An 18,602-nucleotide genomic window follows, 5' to 3' on the forward strand; every position below is an offset into this window, starting at 1 on the left:
GCTGGTATTGTTCAGATCATGACCCGCCCGGCCGAGCTTGGCATAATGACGATCCTTTTGCGTGCCGTGGGAAAGCATGGCGTTCGACATTCAGGATTCATTATGACCGCATGGAGCAAGCTGCTCGTTGCCACGACTCGCTTGATTGACCTGCACGACAGTGCCCACGAACCTGGCTCGCCTTTCGTTCAGGTCAGTCAGGAGAGTCGCCGTGGATTGCGTGATGGCTACTGGCTGGATCTCGGCTGTCTGTTGCTGGATTACCTGCTGGATGTGGATTTCGCCACCAATAGTGCCTTTGTGTCGCAGACGCGCTGTCTGGCCGCGTTGCGTGAGTATTATCCAGCGCTTTGCCACGATGATCTGAGCTTCGTGATCAACCTGCTCGCCACCCCCAGTGAACTCCACCTGCGCGATGAGGGCGAGGATATCGAGCGCGTACGGCGCAGTACCAAGCGTACGGCGCTGGTAGAGAAACAAGGGCAGACCGGGCAGGTGCGCCTGACGCCCAGTGGGCGTCAGGCCGTGACACTGGCCAGTGCCGTGGAGGATCTGCTGTATTCCGAATACGATGCAGCCAAGGTGCTGGCAGCTTTGGCCAGGGATGACTTTGGTCGGGTACCGGACATCACCAATCAGATTCTGCTGGCCATTCGCGGGCTCACCCAGGAACTGCGGCGGGTCCGGGAAAACCCCACCCGTGAAGGCAAACTATCGGTATTGCTCGATAACGAACGCCATTACCACAATGCCTTGTCGAGCATTCAGCGCACCTTGCTGGATGCCCGGGCCCAACTGGCCAGCCCCGCGCTTGGCGAGCGTTTTGATGCCTGGTGCTCCAGCCAGGACGACGAATGGGATCTGCGTGTGCTGTCCAGCGCCATCGGCCGCGTGCTGACCGCCATTGAAAACCTGTCGCGGCGCTTGTCCGAACTGATCGCAGATATTGCCGAAGGGCGGGTACAGTCCATGGGCGTGGTGGACTTCAGTGCGCTAGCGGCACAGATACTCCAGACACCGCTTCCCGAAAGGCTGGCCGAGCCAGTGGTCAAGCGCATGATGCCATTCTTTCAGGGAGTCGCCTTTCCCCGTGTCATGCCTTTGGTGCCATTGCTCGAGACGCGTCGTGCCGAATCCAGCCCTGTGGCTCTGGTGTATGACGAGGCAGGTGATGCACACCTGGAAGAAACGCAGTTGGCACGTTATCTCTCTGCCCGGGGCACAGAATTGCGCCAGCGGGTTGCCCAGGCGCCACTGTCGTTGCCCGATGCACTGTCTGAAGGCTGGCATCTGTGTGAGCTGGGGGATTGCCTGCCTCAGTTGATCAACACTTTTGTCGATACTGGTCTGTTGTCCGAGTCCCTGGTCGTGGGCGTCGAATACAAGCCCTTTCGTCTCACCCTGCCTGATGGCAGGGTGATCGATGGCCCCGTGACGCCGACGCTACGTCTGGCAAGCGACGGCATTGACCACAACGCTGCCGAAGAGACTCTACCCCCCACCTCTGCCAAGGAAGTTTGATCATGAACATGACGGAAATGGGCGAGGTGGTCGCCTACCTGCTGCGTTATCGTGCTGTTGAACGCCTGCCGTCGGGAGGGCGCAAGCGCCGGGCGGCGAGGGACGGTCAGCTGTCGGAGCGTGATGTCTGCGCTTTGATCGATGATGCCAGTGATCTCGAACGTGAGAACCTGAGGGATTTTCTTGCCGGGCAGGGCTTGCGGCTGAAGGCATTTGAATCCGGCGATTATCCCGGCATTGCACCGGGGTCTCGCTACTATGCCCTGCTGCCTGATCCAGACATGGACCAGCCGCCGTTGTATACCCGTGAACCGGTGTTCGACGCATTGCGCCTGCGCCAGGAAAGCCGCGCTGAGCTGGCGACATGGTATCTGCAGCTATGGCTGTTGATGCACACCCTGATGTACACCCGCTATAACCGAGCGCTGTCCGATGTCAGCCGCTACCAGGAAGCGACTTTCAGTGGTGCGGAGCTGCTCGATCTGCTGCGCGACCAGGTCGAGACATTGCGAAGCCTGGGCGATGCTGCCAATGAGGTCCAGCGTAGCCTGCTGGATGAGCGTGGTGAGGATCTCAGCCGGCGTGTGAGGGCCTTCATCGATTTGCATGTGAAAGCGGGATTTCTGGAGAGCCTGAGGGATGATGATCCATTGGCTGGAGACGTCTGGCAGCAGACATTGCTGGGAGCCCTGGAGAGCGAACAGGTCGGTGTGCATCAGTTGGAGCACCTGCAGGCATTGGCCGATGGACGATCCGTCGATGATGGCCGTGTTGCGGGCAGGGAAGACATGGCTGTGGATGATATGGGCCAGGGTGGTATGGACCAGAACGAGATCGACCAGAGCAACATGGATCAGGACGCTGAAGGTCAGCGGGTAGTGAGTCGGGAGGTGACGCAATGAGTGTGATCAATCGCATCGAAGTCGCCAACCTGCTCAACAAGCATGGCGATGTATCATCGCCATGGGATGCCAAGATGCGCCATCTGATCCTTGATCTGCGTGGCCAGTCGAGTGCGGTCAGCATGGAAAACGGCTTCGGCAAGACGACTCTGGCGGAAGCGCTGATTGGCCTCCTGTCACGCGATCGCACGCTGCTGTCACGAACCCGGCGCAAGTGTTCACCTTCCAGTGTGGAAGGGCGTGGCCGCAGTTGGTCGCACTTGCGTGTGGAGTTCCGCAGTCGCTCGGAGCAAGGTGGCCAGGAAGACCTGTTGGCCAGTGCCGGGGAAGAAGTTTCCGGCACTACCTTCGTGTTCGGCTTCTATGGTTACAGCGATGGCAGTGGTCTGTCCTTCTATCACTATGCCGGGCGTTTCGAAGACGTGCCGGTGCACCATCTGACCCAGGATGCCAAGCTGGCGCTGTATTCCAATGCCGACGTGAAGCAGGCCATGGGCCGTCATGGGGTGCGCCTGACGCACAATCGCGATGAGTGGCTGGATGCCGTCAACGCGCATGTCTCACGCCGGGAGCTGGCCCAGTTGGCAGCCTTCCAGAAGGAAGGGGGGGCCGACAAGAGCCAGATCTTCAATGCGATCAAGCCTCGTGGTGGAGAGAAGCCTGACCAGGCCTTCTTCTTTGAAGTGCTGGCGCCGGAGATCCTGGCAGGCGCTACCCGGGGCGAGACGGATGAAGGCGAGGAACTGATCGAGGAAGTCATTCTCAATTCCGGCACCAACATCACTGAATTGCGTCACCGTCTCGAGGATGCCGAGACGGACCAACGCCGTACGGAAGCCAAGGTGGTCTGCCTCGATGAAGTCCGGGCCCTGGGCATCTCTCTGATCGAGGAGCGTGCCAGTCTGGCGCGCCTGGATGATGGCCTGATGCTCAGCGAGCGCCTGCTGGCCGGCCAGGTACTCGCAGGCCTGCCAGGCATTCCACGCTTCCCTGATGGGAGTGCTGGTGAAGGGAGGGATAGCAAGAATGTGGTTGATAGCAAGGACGTCGTTGGCCTGGCATGGGTTCGGGGCGATACCGGGAGACCGCGAGTATCCGTGTGGCTGCTGGCTCGGCTCAGTCGTCAGTCGGAACGTCAGGTGCGCGAGGCCCTGAGCGAGCTCGGTGTGCGTCTGGATGCTCATCGCCAGTTGGTGCACCTGGCGGATGCCGAATGGCCCGCCAGTCGTGAACCGCATCATCTGGCCTTCGATGCCGCTCGTGCCTGGCTGGACGATAGCCATGCGTTTAGCGACGATGCCGCGCGTTATCGCGCCATCAAGCGTCTGGATGAGGCAGCCGAGGCCTTTGAATCCCTGGATGGCAATGTCTTCCGCGACGAAGTAGTCGCCGATGGGCTCTATCGCAATGAGTTGAAATCGGACATCCAGGCGCTGGAAGCCCGTATCGAGTCCATGGACCAGGAGCGGGAAAGCCTGGCCTCCCGCCAGCGGGAGTTCGTCGATAATCAGAGTTTCTATACTCAGGCGTTGGCGGAAGGCCTGTTCAGCGAAGCCGAACTCAACGCACCTGAAGCGACGCTCGAGGCGGCCCAGCAGGAGCAGCAGCAAGTCCGCGATGCGCTTTCCCGCCACCTTGGACGCATTGGCGAGTATCGCCGCCTGGATGCAGATTACCGTGCTTTTTGTACGGCCAACCCCAATGTGGAACCGGCACAGCTGCTGGCCGAGAAAAGTGAGCGGCTCGAGGCCCTGGACGAGCGCCAGGCAGAGTTGCACGAACAGGTGCAGCAGTCGCGGGAAAGCCTGGAATCTGCCCGGCAGCAACATGAAGGCCTGATTTCCGAACGTGCTCGACTCGAAGGTGAACTGGCACCACTGCGCGAGGGACAGTCCGCTTGGGAGGCCTATCAGCAGGCCTGGCCGGAGACTCCGGTAGAGGGATTGTGGGCCAGCCGCCAGGCGGCATTGTCCAAGCTCGAGGCAGAGGTGGAGCGCCTGGAGAACCGCCAGCAGACGGCTGGGCAGCTACGCAAGCGGCTGGTACCGTTGGCGGAGTCTGCTGAGTCATATCAGCAGGTGCATGGCGACGACGAGCCGGTGCATCTGCGTGATCGTCTCTATGCTCAGGCCCGGGAACTGGATGATGAGCGCCACCGCCTGCAGCGTCAGGAAGAGCAGTGTCGCCAATTGCACGTTGCCCTGATGGCGTTTCGCCAGCAGCACGACGGCAGTCCTGAGGATTGGCTGGCCGAGGCTCGGGCAGGCTATCCGCGCCTGCTCGGCGAGCGTGAGGTGCTGGAGCAACGCATTGCGGCACGGGAAAGCTATCTGGAAACGCTGGCAGGGGACCCGCTTGCCCGCCAGGTTGCCGAGAGTGAAGCACAGCGCCGCCTGGAGGCTGAAGGCATCGTCTTTGCGCCCTTGCACCAGGTGTTGGCTGAACTGGCCGACAATGAGGCTTGTCGGCGTGACTGGTTGATACAGGCGGCAGGCCAGCTGTTTGCTCCGGTGGTCGTGGAAGATCAGGCCGATATGGCGGCCCGATGCATGATCGAGCATGGCCTCAATGTGCCGGTTCTCAGCCGCGAACGTCTGGCGACCTGCCTGGCGCAGGGGCAGCCTCCGTTGGGTGCTATCTGTGGCGCAGAAACCTTGGCCGTCAAGGCTGCACTGAATCCTGAATATCTGGTCGAGCTGCGCAGTGAGACCCAGGCCCGCCTGGCCCAGGAGCAGGAAGAGCGCAAGCGGCTGGATGCTGACATTGCTCGGTTCGATCCACATGGTGAGGCATTCCTGCAAGCGCTGGCCGCTCGTCAGGCCGTGGCGGAAGATGTGGAAGGCGAGCTGGAACGCATTGATGTGCGCCTGGCGGAACTGGATGCTTCGGCAGCGCAACTGGCCCCGCGTATCAGCGAGGCAGCACTGCAGTTGATCGACGATTTTCAGCGTTACCTGACAGAAGGTGGTGACAAGGCTCTGCAGGAGGCCAGCGAAACGCTGGCGGAAGTGGATATCGAACTGGCTGCGTTGACCCCCAGACTACAACAGGCCCGCGAAGAGTTCTCCACCCATGCCGACGCCTGGCTGGCTGCCGAGGCGTTCAAGGCGGCAGGTGGTGTGGAGCGGCTGGCCTCCATTGATCATCGTTTGCTGGAGCTCGGCGAACGTGAGGCAGCCGCAGCACAGCAACGTGCAACTGCCACCGAGCAGTGGGAACTGCTCAACCGCGAAAGTGAAGCGATCTCCGGTCAGCGTCAGGCAGTGTTCGACGATGGGGAGCGGGAGCACTTGGCCACCCTGGAACGTTATGTCGAGACAGGTGGCCCGGATTTCATGGCGACAGCGGAAGATGTTCAGGCCGAACTGGAAAGCACACTGCAACTGGCCCAACGCCGGGCCAGCCTGGATGCCAAACGCATTCGCGCCTATCTGGATGTACGTGACGAGAAGGGCGCGGGTACGATGCTGGCCTCACGCATTGCCCGGCTAAAGAAGGAACGCGATGAGCTCAATGCTGAGCGGCGCTCCAAAGGAACCGAATTGGTCAATGTGGAACGGCGGCTGGACGTCCAGCGCCAGGCCCTCAACCTTTGTGACGAGCTGGCCATTGCCTGGTTGACGACATTACGTGAGCTGTCTTCCGGCTGGCGCGAGCGTCTCCAGGGCGTGGATGGGCGTGGGTGTTCATGGCCTGCCGATCATCCCGATGTCGATGCACTCGATCAGGCGCTGGAGCAATGGTGGCAACTGGCGAGTGGCCAGCATCAGGATGACGGCGAAGATGGTGCCCATGAACTTAGGCTGGAAGGGCTCTCCCAGAGTGCCAGCCAGTTGCAGGATGGCTTGACCCGTCTTGGGCTGGGTGAGCGCGCCCGTGTACGCGAGCGTCAGACCAAAGAGGTCCAGGCGCTGGAGCAGCGCCTGGGCAGCGCGCTGGAGGAAGCGGCAAGTAGCCGCCTGTTCAACGAGACCGAGCGTGCCCGCCTGGGTGTCATCTCCGGACCGCAGTACAATTCCGGACTGCAGCGCGATTCCAGACTGCAGAACAACGGCGCAGGCAATGCGGCCATCGAGCAACTGACAGCACTGCATGCTCAGTTGGCGTCGCAGTTGGGTACCCATCGTGAGCGGGTGGCCCATCTGCAGACTTCACGCCAGCATATCGAAGGCACTCTGGTCGAGCGTCTTGGCTCGATCATCAGCGATGCCGCCGGCAACCTGGATATCCTCAAGCGTGTTGCGCGCAAGGGAAGTGAACACTCTCGAGAAGGTGACACCCCGTCCGGGGCCTGGTTCGAAGTCAAGGCCGCCTTGATCGACAGCGATGCCCTGCGTGAGCTGATCACTACGCTGCTGGCGGATATCGATGAGCATCAGGCGGCCATGAAGCGACGTGCCGAACGTGATGGCATTGCCCTGGAAGAAGGCGAACGCCTGCGGCGCGATGATGATCTGCTTGGGCGTATTCGCCGGCGCATCTATCGTGGCCTGTTCAAGGATGTGGCCATCCGCCTGCGTCATCCCGCCATTCGTCCCCATGGGCGCCTGTTCTCCTTGAATGAGGCGATGTCCGAAGGACAGCGTGAAGCGGTGTCGTTGATGTGGCTGGTCAAGTTGTCCGAATTTGCCATCGAGCGTGAATTGCACGAGCTACCTGGCCAGCGTCGTCGTGCCCGTGCCATGCGCGAAAGTGTCATCCTTCTTGATGGGCTGTTCTCCAAGCTGTCTCATCGACGCCTGATCCAGGACTCGCTGGAATCCCTGCGCAATACACGCGGCCGTTTCCAGATGATTGGCCTGATCCATAATCCCAACTATGAGAATGATCCCGAGATCTTCCCCACCTATCTGGTCGGCAGCGTGATCGGCGGGGGGCAGGGAGGACACGTGATGGTGCGAGATGGCAAGGCGATGGCACCGGAAGAGCAGGGCAGGAGTGTAGGCGAGGCCAGCTTGTTCGGCATTCATGTCACGGCAGCTGAGGTAACCTGAGCCCTGCATGTCGACCATGGCCAGTATCAGTTGATACTGGCCATGGTCGAACGTCTCAACGGCAGAAACGCAAGTGCTGAAACCTGTTGAGGCCAAGAGCAAGCGCAGACACTTTTCGCACAGGACCTAGCGTGGAGCGTCATAACGGCCGCTTCTGCCCTTGGAAAAGGCGACCTGCCACAGTTGCAGGTTGCGTGCACGGAAGGCGCCGGCGCACACCGACAGATAATAGCGGAACATGCGGTGGGTCCGTTCATTGTAGTTGTGCGCTATCTGGTACCAGGTGGCATCCAGGTTGTGCAGCCAGGCCATCAGGGTACGGTCGTAATCAGCGCCGAAGTTCTGCCAGTCTTCCATGATGAGATGATCTTCACTGGCCTGTGCGATCTGGCGTATCGAAGGCAGTACTCCATTGGGGAAGATGTAGCGATTGATCCAGGGATCCGCGGAGACCCGGGAAGTATTCGAGCCGATGGTGTGCAGCAGGAACAGGCCGCCATCCGGCAACAGACGATCTACTGTGCGGAAGTAGGTGTCGTAATTGCGCTGGCCGACGTGTTCGAACATGCCGATGGACACGATGCGATCGAAGGTGCCTTGCAGTTCACGATAATCAGTCAGGCGAATCTCTACCGGCAGCTCATGACAGCGTTTCCTGGCCAGTTCTGCCTGCTCCTTGGAAATGGTGATGCCAGTGACCCTGACGCCATGATGGCGGGCTGCATGTTCGGCGAAACTGCCCCAGCCACAACCGATGTCCAGCACGTGCATGCCTGGTTCGAGCTGGAGCTTCCTGCATGCCAGCTCCAGCTTGGCCTGTTGGGCTTCGTGCAGGTTCGCTGCCTTCTTCCAGTAGCCGCAGGAATAGGACATGGTCGGATCGAGCATGCGTTCGAACAGGTCATTGCCCATGTCGTAGTGGGCTTCGCCGACGATGTAGGCACGCGCCTTGCTTTGCAGGTTGAAAAAACCTGACTGAAGGCGGTACATCAGTTTTTCTGATGGTGTATGGGCCCGCTCGCCAAGACCATGGCGCAGCACCAGGTACGTGAATTCATCAATGCTGTCGGCTTCCCACCAACCATCCATGTAAGCCTCGCCAAGCCCCAGAGTGCCTTGGTGCAGCACTCGACTGAACAGGTCCGGATGGTAGACCTTGAGATCCTGGGGAGCATCACCGTTCAAGCTCACTCCGGAGCCTTTCAGCAGATTTTCCACCACGCGCCGGGCCCGGGTATCGGGCAATGCGAGGGGGTGAGGACGTGAGTCGCTGGTCATGGAACCTCCCCTTTCCGTAGGCGGCGACACGCCGGTGAGCCATGCCGAGTGAGCGGGACACCCGGGAGGGCGCTATGTTGAGTTTCAGTACTGGTTGTTCCTGTGAATGTTTTATTTCTGCATATGTTGCAAAACAGCATAGACCAGTCATTCCGAAAAGTGAGTGATGGCCATGCACAGGCATGAGTGAGTGTCATGCCAAAATAGTGCAAGCAATAGGCACAATGCTGCCATAAAGTTTAGGAGGCTAACAAATGTATGTCATCGTCGATCTATGCGTCGTGCCCCTGGGGGTTGGAGTCTCCGTGTCCGAGCACGTTGCAGCGTGCCAGAAAGAGATTCGGGCTTCCGGGTTGAGCCATCACATGCATGCCTATGGCACTAATATCGAGGGGCCCTGGGATGAGGTCATGGCGGTGGTCAAGCGTTGCCACGAAGTGGTTCACCAGATGGGAGCACCACGCATCACCACTACCATGAAACTGGGCACACGCACTGATCGTGACCAGTCGATGGCTGAGAAGCTCCAGAGTGTGCATGACAAGCTGGACACATGATGCGCAGAAGCATGCAACCGTCGCCCCTAGGAACGCCGCCCTGGAAATGTAGCCCTGGAAATGTAGCCGCTGGGAATAGGCTGAATTCAAAGCGGGGTGAGCGAGTGCTGTGCTTCCTTGGCCAGGTGGTTGGCGAGGGCTGACAGCAGGTCACCGCCATGCCGCCAGTAATGCCAGTACAAGGGTACATCAAGATGGATGCCGGGAACGACGTCCACCAGCCGACCCCTTGCCAATTCCTGGTGCGCCTGGATTTCCGGCATCAGGCCAAAGCCTATTCCCGCCAGGGCCAGTAGCAGGAAACCTTCGACAGAGCCGCATAGATGATGGGGGAATGGGCCTTCTACGCCGAGCTGTGCCAGATAGCGGTGCTGAAGCTGATCGTTGGGACCGAAGACGATGACAGGTGTCTTCATCAGGTCCTCAGGCCTCGGCCCATGCGGCAAATGCCTGGCGATGAAGTCCGGTGTCGCCAGAGCGCGATAGCGCATTACTCCCAGGCTGACCACGCGCGCACCTTGCACGGGTTGATCACTTGCACACAGGCAGGCTGCCACTTCTCCCTGGCGCATGCGTTCCAGGCCGACGTCCTGGTCTTCGATGACCAGGTCGAGCTCCATGGAGTGCTGCTGCACGAAAGGTCCCATGGCCTGGGGCCACCAGGTTCCCAGGCTGTCTGCGTTGATAGCAATGCGCAGGCGCTGACGCTCTCCGGCCAGTTGGGGCAGAGAAGTGGCCAGCTCGTTCTCCAGTAGCTGGACTTGTTGTACATGGTTGAGCAGACGCCGGCCAAGGTCGGTTGCCTTTGGTGTCGGGGTGCGTATCAGCACAGGCTGGCCAAGGCGTGCCTCCAGCAGTTTGATGCGTTGCGATACGGCGGATTGGGTTAGTCCCAGAGCCTTGGCCGCGCGTTCAAACCCTTGGTGATGCAGTACCGCTGCAAGGGCTTCCAGCAGTTTGTAATCCAGCATAAGAAACTCTAATGGGATATTTTCAAGATTCGTTTCTCTTATTTAAGCCTTCTCGGTAGTGTGCGTAAACACCGGCCAGCCCAGCTTTCGAGGCTCAGTTTTCGAGGCCTCGTTTTTTAGGCTCAGCTTTTGAGACCCCGCTTGTGAGGATCTGGCCATGACACATGAGAATCATAGAGGAGGCGCAAGGATGTGGTGGTCACTACTGCATGGACTGGGAACCGGCGCAGGACTGATCGTTGCCATCGGGGCACAGAATGCGTTTGTGCTGGACAAAGGGCTGCGTCGCCAGCACCCGTGGCGGGTGGCGTGGATCTGTGCTGCGTGCGATGCCGTGTTGATTGGCCTGGGGGTGCTGGGGTTGGGTACGCTCATCGCCCAGAGTGAAACAGCCATGGCCGTGGCGCGTTTCGGTGGTGCTGCCTTTTTACTGTGGCTGGCTTGGGGAGCACTGCAGAGGGTGCTGCGCCCCAAGGGACTGGAGGCACTGCCGAGTGTGATGGGACGGCGCCAGGTCATGCTGGCGACCTTGGCGGTGACCTTGCTTAATCCACAGGTCTATCTGGATACGGTCGTCATGTTGGGTGCCATTGGGGCAGTGCAGTCACATCCTGTTGCCTTCTATGCAGGGGCAACCTTTGCCTCCTTTGCCTGGTTCTTTGCCTTGGTCGGTGTGACCGGCTATCTGGCGCCGCGACTGAAAAGCCCGCGAGTGTGGCAGGTCATTGATGGCAGCATCGTTGTGATCATGCTGGTGGTAGCATGGCAGCTGCTTTCCCTCACTCCGCCACAGGCCGCGCTGTAGTGGTCAAGCTGTAACGTATTTCTTACGCGATGTAAGGATTATTTTACGCCTGGAGAGCGAAACAACTGGGGTTATCGAAGGTGTCAGAAAAACGATACGCCTGGGGCCCTAAAACAGTGGCTGGACAAGGCTGAGCAGGACGTTGGAGCGATTCCGGTACTGGCCGGGTCGCTCTAGTCTGGGGGCATCCGAGGAGAGACTTTCCTTTCTGACAACGACAATTCTGATAATCCCTGGAGGCATCCCCATGACCGCAGTCGCTCCCATCAACACGGCCAATCCTATCGGTACCGACGGTTTCGAGTTTGTTGAGTTTACGGCGCCTGATGCGGCTGGTATCGAGGCCCTGCGCGAACTGTTCGTGAAACTGGGTTTTACCGAGACTCGCCGACACAAGAGCAAGAATGTCAGCCTGTTTCAGCAGGAAAATGTGAACTATGTGCTCAATGCCGAGCCTGGCAGCCATGCTGCCGAGTTTGCCAAGGTTCATGGCCCCAGTGCTTGTGCCATGGCCTGGAAGGTCGCTGATGCCAAGCAGGCGCTGGAATATGCGCTGGCCAATGGTGCCGTTCGCGTCGACAACCCGGTGGGGCCAGGAGAAGTCGGCATTCCTGCGGTGCGTGGCATTGGTGGTTCACTGCTGTACTTCGTCGACAACAAGGTCGATGACCAAGGTCGTACCATCTATGACATCGACTTTGACCCGATTCCCGGGACCACTGCACAGGATAATAGCGTCGGCCTCGAGGTACTGGACCACCTGACGCACAATGTCGAGCGTGGCCAGATGGATCCATGGGCGGATTTCTATACCCAGATTGCCAACTTCCGTGAGAATCGCTATTTCGATATCGAAGGCAAGAAGACTGGCCTGCATTCCCGGGCCATGACGGCACCCTGTGGCAAGATGCATATCCCGATCAACGAGTCTGCGGACGAGAACTCCCAGATTGCTGAATTCATCCGTGAATACAAGGGTGAAGGCATCCAGCACCTGGCCATGGCGACCGATGACATCTACACCACGGTACGCAAGTTGCGCGCCAATGGCATCGCCTTCATGTCCACGCCGGATACCTATTACGAAAAGATTGATGTGCGGGTGCCTGACCATGAAGAGGATGTCGAGGCGCTGCGTGAGCTCAGCTTGCTGATCGATGGTGGCAAGGGCCAGGGGGTACTGCTGCAGATCTTCACTGACACGGTGATTGGCCCGATCTTCTTCGAGATCATTCAGCGCAAGGGCAATGATGGTTTTGGAGAGGGCAATTTCCAGGCACTGTTCGAATCCATCGAGGAAGATCAGATTCGCCGGGGCGTGATCAAGGCGGATGACTGATCATGTCTCTGCGCTAGCGTGAGACGCCAGCGCCCAGGCCAGTGGCACTCGAATCAGAACAATTTGTCACTGGCCTGCACAATGACAACAAATTCCGTCACAATAGTGGTCGGGGACGGTATCCTTTGTTCCCCACCATGCCGATAGGCGGGTCATAACAAGCAGAGCGATGTCTGGTGATTCATGACGACCAATGAACAACCTCGTACTCAATGGCTGGGCCGTTGGGGATTCGTGCTGGCTGCTACCGGTTCTGCGGTAGGGCTTGGCAATATCTGGAAATTTCCCTACATGACTGGCGAGTACGGAGGTGGGGCCTTCGTACTGGTTTATCTCGCCTGTATCCTGTGCATCGGCATGCCGGTGATGATGGCTGAAATTGCCCTGGGACGTCGCGGTCGCGGAAGTCCCATTGATGCCATTCGTCGTGTCACCACGGAATCTGGCCGTAGTTCAGCCTGGTCGCTTCTAGGTTGGATGGCCATGGCCTGTGGCTTCATGATCCTGTGTTTCTATGTCGTAGTAGCAGGCTGGGCGTTTTCCTATCTGTGGAAGATGCTTTCCGGGGGCTTGGCAGGTACCAGTGTCGATGACATGGCGGCCATCTTCGGTGCCAACAATGCCAACCCCTTCAATCTTGGGGCCTGGAGCACATTGGTCACGGTGGCCACCATGGTCATCGTCGGCAAGGGCGTACAGGCTGGTATCGAAAGAAGTGTCAGTTGGATGATGCCGGGCATGGTGGTCATGCTGTTGGTCATGATTGTCTATGGGATGTTTTCCGGCGGTTTTGGCGATGCACTGCACTTCCTGTTTGCGTTCAATGCCTCGGACCTGTCCAGTGAAGGCACCCTGGCCGCCATGGGGCATGCCTTCTTTACTCTGTCATTGGCTTCCGGCGCGATTCTGACCTATGGCAGCTATCTGCCACGCGATGCCTCCATCGGTCGTACCACGTTGGCCGTGGCGGCAGCAGATACCGCTGTCGCGTTGATGGCGGGCCTGGCCATCTTCCCGGTGATCTTTGCCAATGGCATGGAACCTGGTAGTGGTCCCGGCCTGATCTTCATGAGTCTGCCACTGGCCTTCCAGGCCATGCCTTTCGGTACGCTGTTCGGCATTCTGTTCTTCATCATGCTGGCCATGGCGGCGTTGACATCGTCCATTTCCATGGTCGAGGCGACGGTGTCCTGGCTGACGGACAACAAGGGCATCAGCCGCAGGGCGGCTGCCTGGGGTACAGGTATCGTACTGTGGATCATCAGCACATTGGCCATGTTGTCGTTCAACCTGGGTGCGGACTGGACCGTGGCAGGCAAGAACTTCTTCGATTGGCTGGACTTCCTGACTTCCCGTTTCATGATGCCATTGGGTGGTCTGGGCATGGTGCTGCTGGCTGGGTTTGTACTGAAGAGCCAGGTCATGCGTGATGAGCTTGCGCTATCACCTTTTGTCCATGGCCTGTGGCTGTTCATGGTTCGCTATGTCAGCCCGCTGGGTATCCTGGTGATCTTTGTCGATGCCCTGGGCTGGATCAGCCTCGACTTCAGCCTGCACTGGTATTGGCTGGCGCTGATCCTGGTCGTCATCACCGTTGTCGGTGAGCTGGCGAGTCCGCGCTTGTGGCGTCTGGCTGGCTCCAAGGCCTGACGTCATGCTTGAAGCGAATGGCCTGATCTCGCGCTGCCAGGCCGTGCAAGAATAACGCTTCTGCCGACTGTTAAATGCCGTGCCTTTAGGCGCGGCATTTTTGTTGGTGCGCTCTATGTGTGGAAAGATCACTGCTCGATGATCAGATGAAATGAGGAATAAGGATTCTAAGGTTTAATTCCTATGTGGCATAATTGGCAATCTCATGCCATGCCTCATGCCCGCGTTTCCGGAGTTGTTTCATGATCACATCCCAGGCTTCCTTCCAAGTGCCAATGCCGCCTGCCAGTTCTTTTCCTCCGGGGCATGTCTGTCTGGTCGGGGCTGGCCCTGGAGATCCCGAATTGCTGACGCTGAAAGCCTGGAGGCGGCTCGCTCAAGCGGAGGTGGTGCTGCATGATCGCCTGGTCAGTGAAGAGATTCTGGCGTTGGTGTCGGGCACGGCGCACTGTCTCTATGTGGGCAAGGAGCGCTCGAATCACAGTGTGCCTCAGGATGGTATCAATCAGGCCCTGGTAGAGTGGGCCAGGCAGGGCAAGCGAGTGGTGCGCCTCAAGGGCGGGGATCCCTTTGTCTTTGGCCGTGGCGGAGAAGAGTTGGAAGCGTTGGTAGAAGCGGGGATTCCCGTGGAAGTGGTGCCGGGCATCACAGCGGCTGTCGGTTGCGGTGCCTATGCCGGTATTCCTCTGACGCACCGGGACCATGCTCAGTCGGTGCGTTTCATTACCGGTCATCTCAAGGAAGGCAATTGCGATCTGGACTGGCCGACGTTGGCAAGTCCTGGCCAGACATTGGTTTTTTATATGGGACTGGGCAGCCTGGTCATCATCAGCGAAGCATTGCGTCGCCATGGTCTGGCTGGCAGCACTCCTGTGGCACTGATCGAGCAAGGCACCACTCGGCGTCAGCGTGTGCATCTTTCCACTTTATCTAATTTGCCCGAGCTCCAGGGACAGGATAATATTCGACCGCCCACATTAATCATCGTTGGCAGTGTTGTTTCGCTGCATAAACAGTTGGCCTGGTTCGATCATGAGCAAGCTGGAAGCCGTGGGTGGGTGCACGGCAAGCATCCTTCGCCGTCCGAGCGCTCCTGATCCCGGCACCTTTGGAAGAACTGACTATACTGGCTGTGTTCGAGACGGGTTCTGCCGGCTCGTACATAGGCATATGAGAGTTAGGTGGCTGTTGCCTGCGGTCTATTGGCAGCAGCTTCCTGCTGTCAGCTTCTAGGTTGAAATCTTTTAAAGATGGACAGCTTTCTAGGTTGAAAGCGAGAGGAGTCAGTCGTTCTTCCTCGGATGTATCCCCATTGGGGTTTCATGAGGCTAAGGATGAGAAATGTCATCAGGTTGATGCGATCGGGACGCCCGACGCTAAGCGCTATGATCATGACCGCGGCACTTGCCGCTAGCGTTTTCCCTTCCGCCGCGATGGCGCATGGGGCCGACGACCAGGATGTAATCCAGCAAGGAACAGCTTCTTACTACGCAGACAGGTTCCAGGGGCGACGAACCGCCAGTGGACAACCCTTCGATCAGCAGCAACTCACCGCCGCTCATCGTTATCTGCCATTCGGAACCAAAGTGCTGGTGACTCGAGCAGATACCGGACAGTCGGTGGAGGTGACGATCAATGACCGTGGTCCGTTCGTGAAGGGCCGAGTGATCGATCTGTCGAAGAGTGCGGCAAACGAACTGGGAATGCTCTACCGTGGTACCGCGCCGGTGCGCCTGACATATCTGCCCTGAAATCGCTCGTCGAAGAGCAGGGACTACAGTAGTCAGACCCACCGGTACGATGAAGGAAGTGCACCACCCGTACCCACTTGGCAGAAGCCTGGGGTAGCCTGGTGGAAATGCGCTTCTCGAAATGTCTGTCGTGATGATATCAATCCCCCAGGGCTTTACGGCCTTGGGGGATTGTTTTTGGATGCATGGAAGGTCTCGTGGAGAAGGCCTTGTGGTCTGAATATCTTGTGGTCTGAATATCTTGTGGTGTGAAGGTCTTATGGAAATAGTGTCTGTGGACCACTGAATTCGCGTTGCCATCGACTCAGTAATGCGCGTCGCTTGAGGTCGTCCAGGGTAGTCAACAGCCCGGGGCCTAGCGGAGTCGGCCTGAGCCCTTCTGGCCTCAGGCGGTACAGGGCATTGGCGGTACCAGGGCCATCCAGTTCAGGATGCAGAGCGCCGAGATGTCCTTCCTTGGCCAATATGCCCTGACCATTGACGCTCAGCAGGTAGTCGAGAAAGTGCTTGGCGTTGATGGGGTGAGGTGCCTGGCGGGGCACGAATGCCAGGCGCTGAATCACCAAGGCATAGTCGTCGGGTATTCGCCATTCCAGGTCGGGGTGAGCATCAATGTCCTGGCGAACGTAACTGCCGAGCAAGTTGTAGCCGATCAGATAGCGGCCATCCTTGAGGCCTTCCATCATGGCTCCCGTTGTGTTGACCAGCGCTGCATCGGCATGCCCGAGTGCGGCGATCAGATCCCAGTATTGAGGGGAGAGGCGAGACTCTTCAATGGCGTAGGTGTAACCCGCCCCGCTGGCAACCGGGTCGTAGGTGACGACCTTGCCACGCAGTTCATCACCATGGCGGCGCAGAAGATCAAGCAGATCGGCATGGCTATCAACGGGCCCATAGCGCTCGATGACGGCGCGGTTGATGACCATGATCACGGGCTCGAAGCTGAAGGCAAACAGTTCCTGGCGCCATTTGGCTTCTGCCGGCCAGCGCCGAGTGACAGGCGTATCCACCGCCTGGGCATAGCCATCGTTGGCCAGACGATACTGCCAGGGCATGGCAGAGGAGATCATCAGGTCCGCTTCATCGGGGGCGGCAAGGAAGCGCTCATCCAGCTCCAGCGTGGCGAAGTTGCGATAGGTGATATCGTACTGGGGGTTGCGTCGATGGAAGTCTTCCAGCAACGGTCTGACATAGGGCAGGTCCAGAGCAGCGTGAATCACCAGGGGGGCAACGGGTTCGCGTTCTGCCGGCAGGTGCAATTGGTCGAAAGCGCTAGCCGTGAATGGCCATGCCAGAGAAGCGATGAGAGTGACCACGGCGGATAACGAACGCAACCTCATGACGTCCTCCCTGATCCAGTGGATGGAGAGAAGTGCAATTCCACCGACAGCCCTGGAGGCTGAGCATCGCTGGCATCTTCCAGGACAAGCTGCGCACCAAGGCTTCTGGCAATGCCATCGACAATGGCTAGCCCGAGCCCAGAGCCCTCAACACTTGGGAGGGAAGAGCCTTCAGCGGTTTTGGGACAAGAGCCCTCAGCGGTTTTGGGACAAGAGCCTTCAGCGGTTTTCCGATTAAAGCCCTCAGCCAGCACACTCCCTCGATGGAAAGGCCTCAACATCAGCAAACGTTGTTCCGCCGGTATGCCGGGGCCATCGTCTTTCACCCATAGTGCCGGTGGATTGGCATCGACCCCTACGGTGACCTGGTGTGCACCATACCGGCATGCGTTATCGATCAGGTTGGCCAGGACCTCGGCCAATTGCCAATCCTGGGCATCCACCTTCACCGGGATATCCGGTGCCTCGAGACCCAGGTCCACCCCCTGGCGCTGGCAACTTGGCCAGTGTTCCTTGACGGCCTCCCTGGCCACGTTGGTGAGATCGGTCGGGACCAGTTCGGGTTGGTACTCCGGGTTGCCCAGGCGAGTCAGGGACAAGAGTTGCACCGCAAGTCGCGAGGCCTTCTGGCTAGTGTCCTGCATGGCGAGCAATGCTTCCCGCCAGGCCTCGGGATTATTTTGACGCAGGGCCAGTTCGGCCCGGGCAGACAGTCCGGCCATGGGCGTTCTTAGCTGATGAGAGGCATCACCGATGAAGCGCTCCTGATTGGCCTTTACTCGGCGCATGCGAGCCAGTAGTTCGTTGAGCGTGTCACGCAGTTCAGCCAGTTCTCGCGGTAGGCTGAGTTCCAGCGGAGTGAGGGTGCGCGGGTCTCTGGCACGAATGTGACGGCGCAGTCGGGTCAGAGGGGCAAGTGCCAGGCGAATGGCGACCAGCAACGCAACGATGGACAGGGCGGCGAGTGCCAGCAGGTAAGCCAGGCTCTGGCGGAAAAGCTTCCAGGTCAAGGCGTCGCGACCCTCGCGAGTGTGGGCGACACGGACCTCATAAGCTTCGCGTACGCTCCAGTTCTCCAGGCGCGCCTTGCGTACTCCCAGGCGTAGAGGCATGCCGTTCCACTCGATATTGCGGAAGGTCAGGGGAGCATCGATTGTGCCTGTCGTGCGCGAAATGCCGGGAAGGTCTGCATTGCCGGTGACGACTTTTCCCTGAGCGTCCACCAGGGAATAAAACACTCGCTCATCATGTTGGGTGGCGAGCATTTCCAGGGCGGCAGGCGGCAGGTCAAGCCATAGGCGATTTTCCTGCCATTGCGTTTGTTCGGCGATAGCCAGGGTAGAGGCTTCCAACAGTCGATCGAAAGCTCGGTCTGCGGTGCGATGGGCATCCAGCCAGGCTTGCCACAGCACCAGGGCACCCACCACCGCCATGGGGAGCAGCAGCCAGGTGAGCAGGCGCCGGTTAAGAGAGTCGGAGCCGATCATGAGCTTT

General features: G+C 59.0%; 13 protein-coding genes. 9 read left to right on the forward strand and 4 right to left on the reverse strand.

The window, feature by feature from the left end:
* The first annotated feature begins 102 nt into the window (after positions 1–102).
* Genes Q1K07_RS04175 through Q1K07_RS04185 form a run of 3 tightly spaced genes read left to right on the forward strand, consistent with a single transcriptional unit; the run spans position 103 to position 7,417 of the window.
* A complete protein-coding gene (locus Q1K07_RS04175) occupies positions 103–1,521 on the forward strand; it encodes a hypothetical protein (protein WP_300308277.1) in 1,419 nt (472 codons plus the stop codon).
* Between the two features lie 2 nt (positions 1,522–1,523).
* Positions 1,524–2,423 carry a hypothetical protein gene (locus Q1K07_RS04180; protein WP_300308280.1) on the forward strand — a complete coding sequence of 300 codons (900 nt, stop codon included), beginning with the start codon at positions 1,524–1,526 and terminating at the stop codon, positions 2,421–2,423.
* On the forward strand, positions 2,420–7,417 hold the full coding sequence (locus tag Q1K07_RS04185) for a hypothetical protein (protein WP_300308283.1): 4,998 nt from the start codon (positions 2,420–2,422) through the stop codon (positions 7,415–7,417). Before Q1K07_RS04180 ends, Q1K07_RS04185 begins: the two co-directional genes overlap by 4 nt.
* 126 nt (positions 7,418–7,543) lie before the next feature.
* Here the strand turns inward: Q1K07_RS04185 and cfa are convergent, their stop codons facing one another.
* On the reverse strand, positions 7,544–8,695 hold the full coding sequence (cfa, locus tag Q1K07_RS04190) for a cyclopropane fatty acyl phospholipid synthase (RefSeq protein WP_300308286.1): 1,152 nt from the start codon (positions 8,693–8,695) through the stop codon (positions 7,544–7,546).
* Positions 8,696–8,949: 254 nt separating this feature from the next.
* On the opposite strand from cfa, the gene Q1K07_RS04195 reads away from it, so the two are divergent.
* Positions 8,950–9,252, forward strand: coding sequence for an MTH1187 family thiamine-binding protein (locus tag Q1K07_RS04195; protein WP_300308289.1), 303 nt, complete (start codon positions 8,950–8,952; stop codon positions 9,250–9,252).
* Positions 9,253–9,338: 86 nt separating this feature from the next.
* Here the strand turns inward: Q1K07_RS04195 and Q1K07_RS04200 are convergent, their stop codons facing one another.
* A complete protein-coding gene (locus Q1K07_RS04200) occupies positions 9,339–10,223 on the reverse strand; it encodes a LysR family transcriptional regulator ArgP (protein ID WP_300308291.1) in 885 nt (294 codons plus the stop codon).
* Positions 10,224–10,413: 190 nt separating this feature from the next.
* On the opposite strand from Q1K07_RS04200, the gene Q1K07_RS04205 reads away from it, so the two are divergent.
* The 5 genes from Q1K07_RS04205 to Q1K07_RS04225 all read left to right on the forward strand — a co-directional run bounded on the left by Q1K07_RS04205 (position 10,414) and on the right by Q1K07_RS04225 (position 15,768).
* Entirely contained in the window at positions 10,414–11,028 is a 615-nt protein-coding gene (locus Q1K07_RS04205) for a LysE family transporter (RefSeq protein ID WP_300308294.1), read from the forward strand.
* 247 nt (positions 11,029–11,275) lie between these two features.
* A complete protein-coding gene (gene hppD, locus Q1K07_RS04210; protein WP_300308297.1) occupies positions 11,276–12,367 on the forward strand; it encodes a 4-hydroxyphenylpyruvate dioxygenase in 1,092 nt (363 codons plus the stop codon).
* Between the two features lie 183 nt (positions 12,368–12,550).
* Positions 12,551–14,017, forward strand: a complete 1,467-nt coding sequence (locus Q1K07_RS04215; RefSeq protein WP_300308300.1) for a sodium-dependent transporter — start codon at positions 12,551–12,553, stop codon at positions 14,015–14,017.
* Between the two features lie 242 nt (positions 14,018–14,259).
* Positions 14,260–15,114 (forward strand): uroporphyrinogen-III C-methyltransferase, encoded by an 855-nt coding sequence (gene cobA / locus Q1K07_RS04220; RefSeq protein ID WP_300308303.1) that lies wholly within the window; start codon positions 14,260–14,262, stop codon positions 15,112–15,114.
* A 294-nt stretch (positions 15,115–15,408) separates the two neighbouring features.
* Positions 15,409–15,768 (forward strand): septal ring lytic transglycosylase RlpA family protein, encoded by a 360-nt coding sequence (locus tag Q1K07_RS04225; RefSeq protein ID WP_300308306.1) that lies wholly within the window; start codon positions 15,409–15,411, stop codon positions 15,766–15,768.
* A 257-nt stretch (positions 15,769–16,025) separates the two neighbouring features.
* Here the strand turns inward: Q1K07_RS04225 and Q1K07_RS04230 are convergent, their stop codons facing one another.
* Both Q1K07_RS04230 and Q1K07_RS04235 read right to left on the reverse strand, forming a co-directional pair.
* Positions 16,026–17,108, reverse strand: coding sequence for an ABC transporter substrate-binding protein (locus Q1K07_RS04230; RefSeq protein WP_300308309.1), 1,083 nt, complete (start codon positions 17,106–17,108; stop codon positions 16,026–16,028).
* A complete protein-coding gene (locus Q1K07_RS04235; RefSeq protein WP_300308312.1) occupies positions 17,105–18,595 on the reverse strand; it encodes a sensor histidine kinase in 1,491 nt (496 codons plus the stop codon). Before Q1K07_RS04235 ends, Q1K07_RS04230 begins: the two co-directional genes overlap by 4 nt.
* Positions 18,596–18,602 lie beyond the last annotated feature (7 nt).

Source organism: Halomonas sp. (assembly GCF_029263665.1).
Classification (GTDB): domain Bacteria; phylum Pseudomonadota; class Gammaproteobacteria; order Pseudomonadales; family Halomonadaceae; genus Halomonas.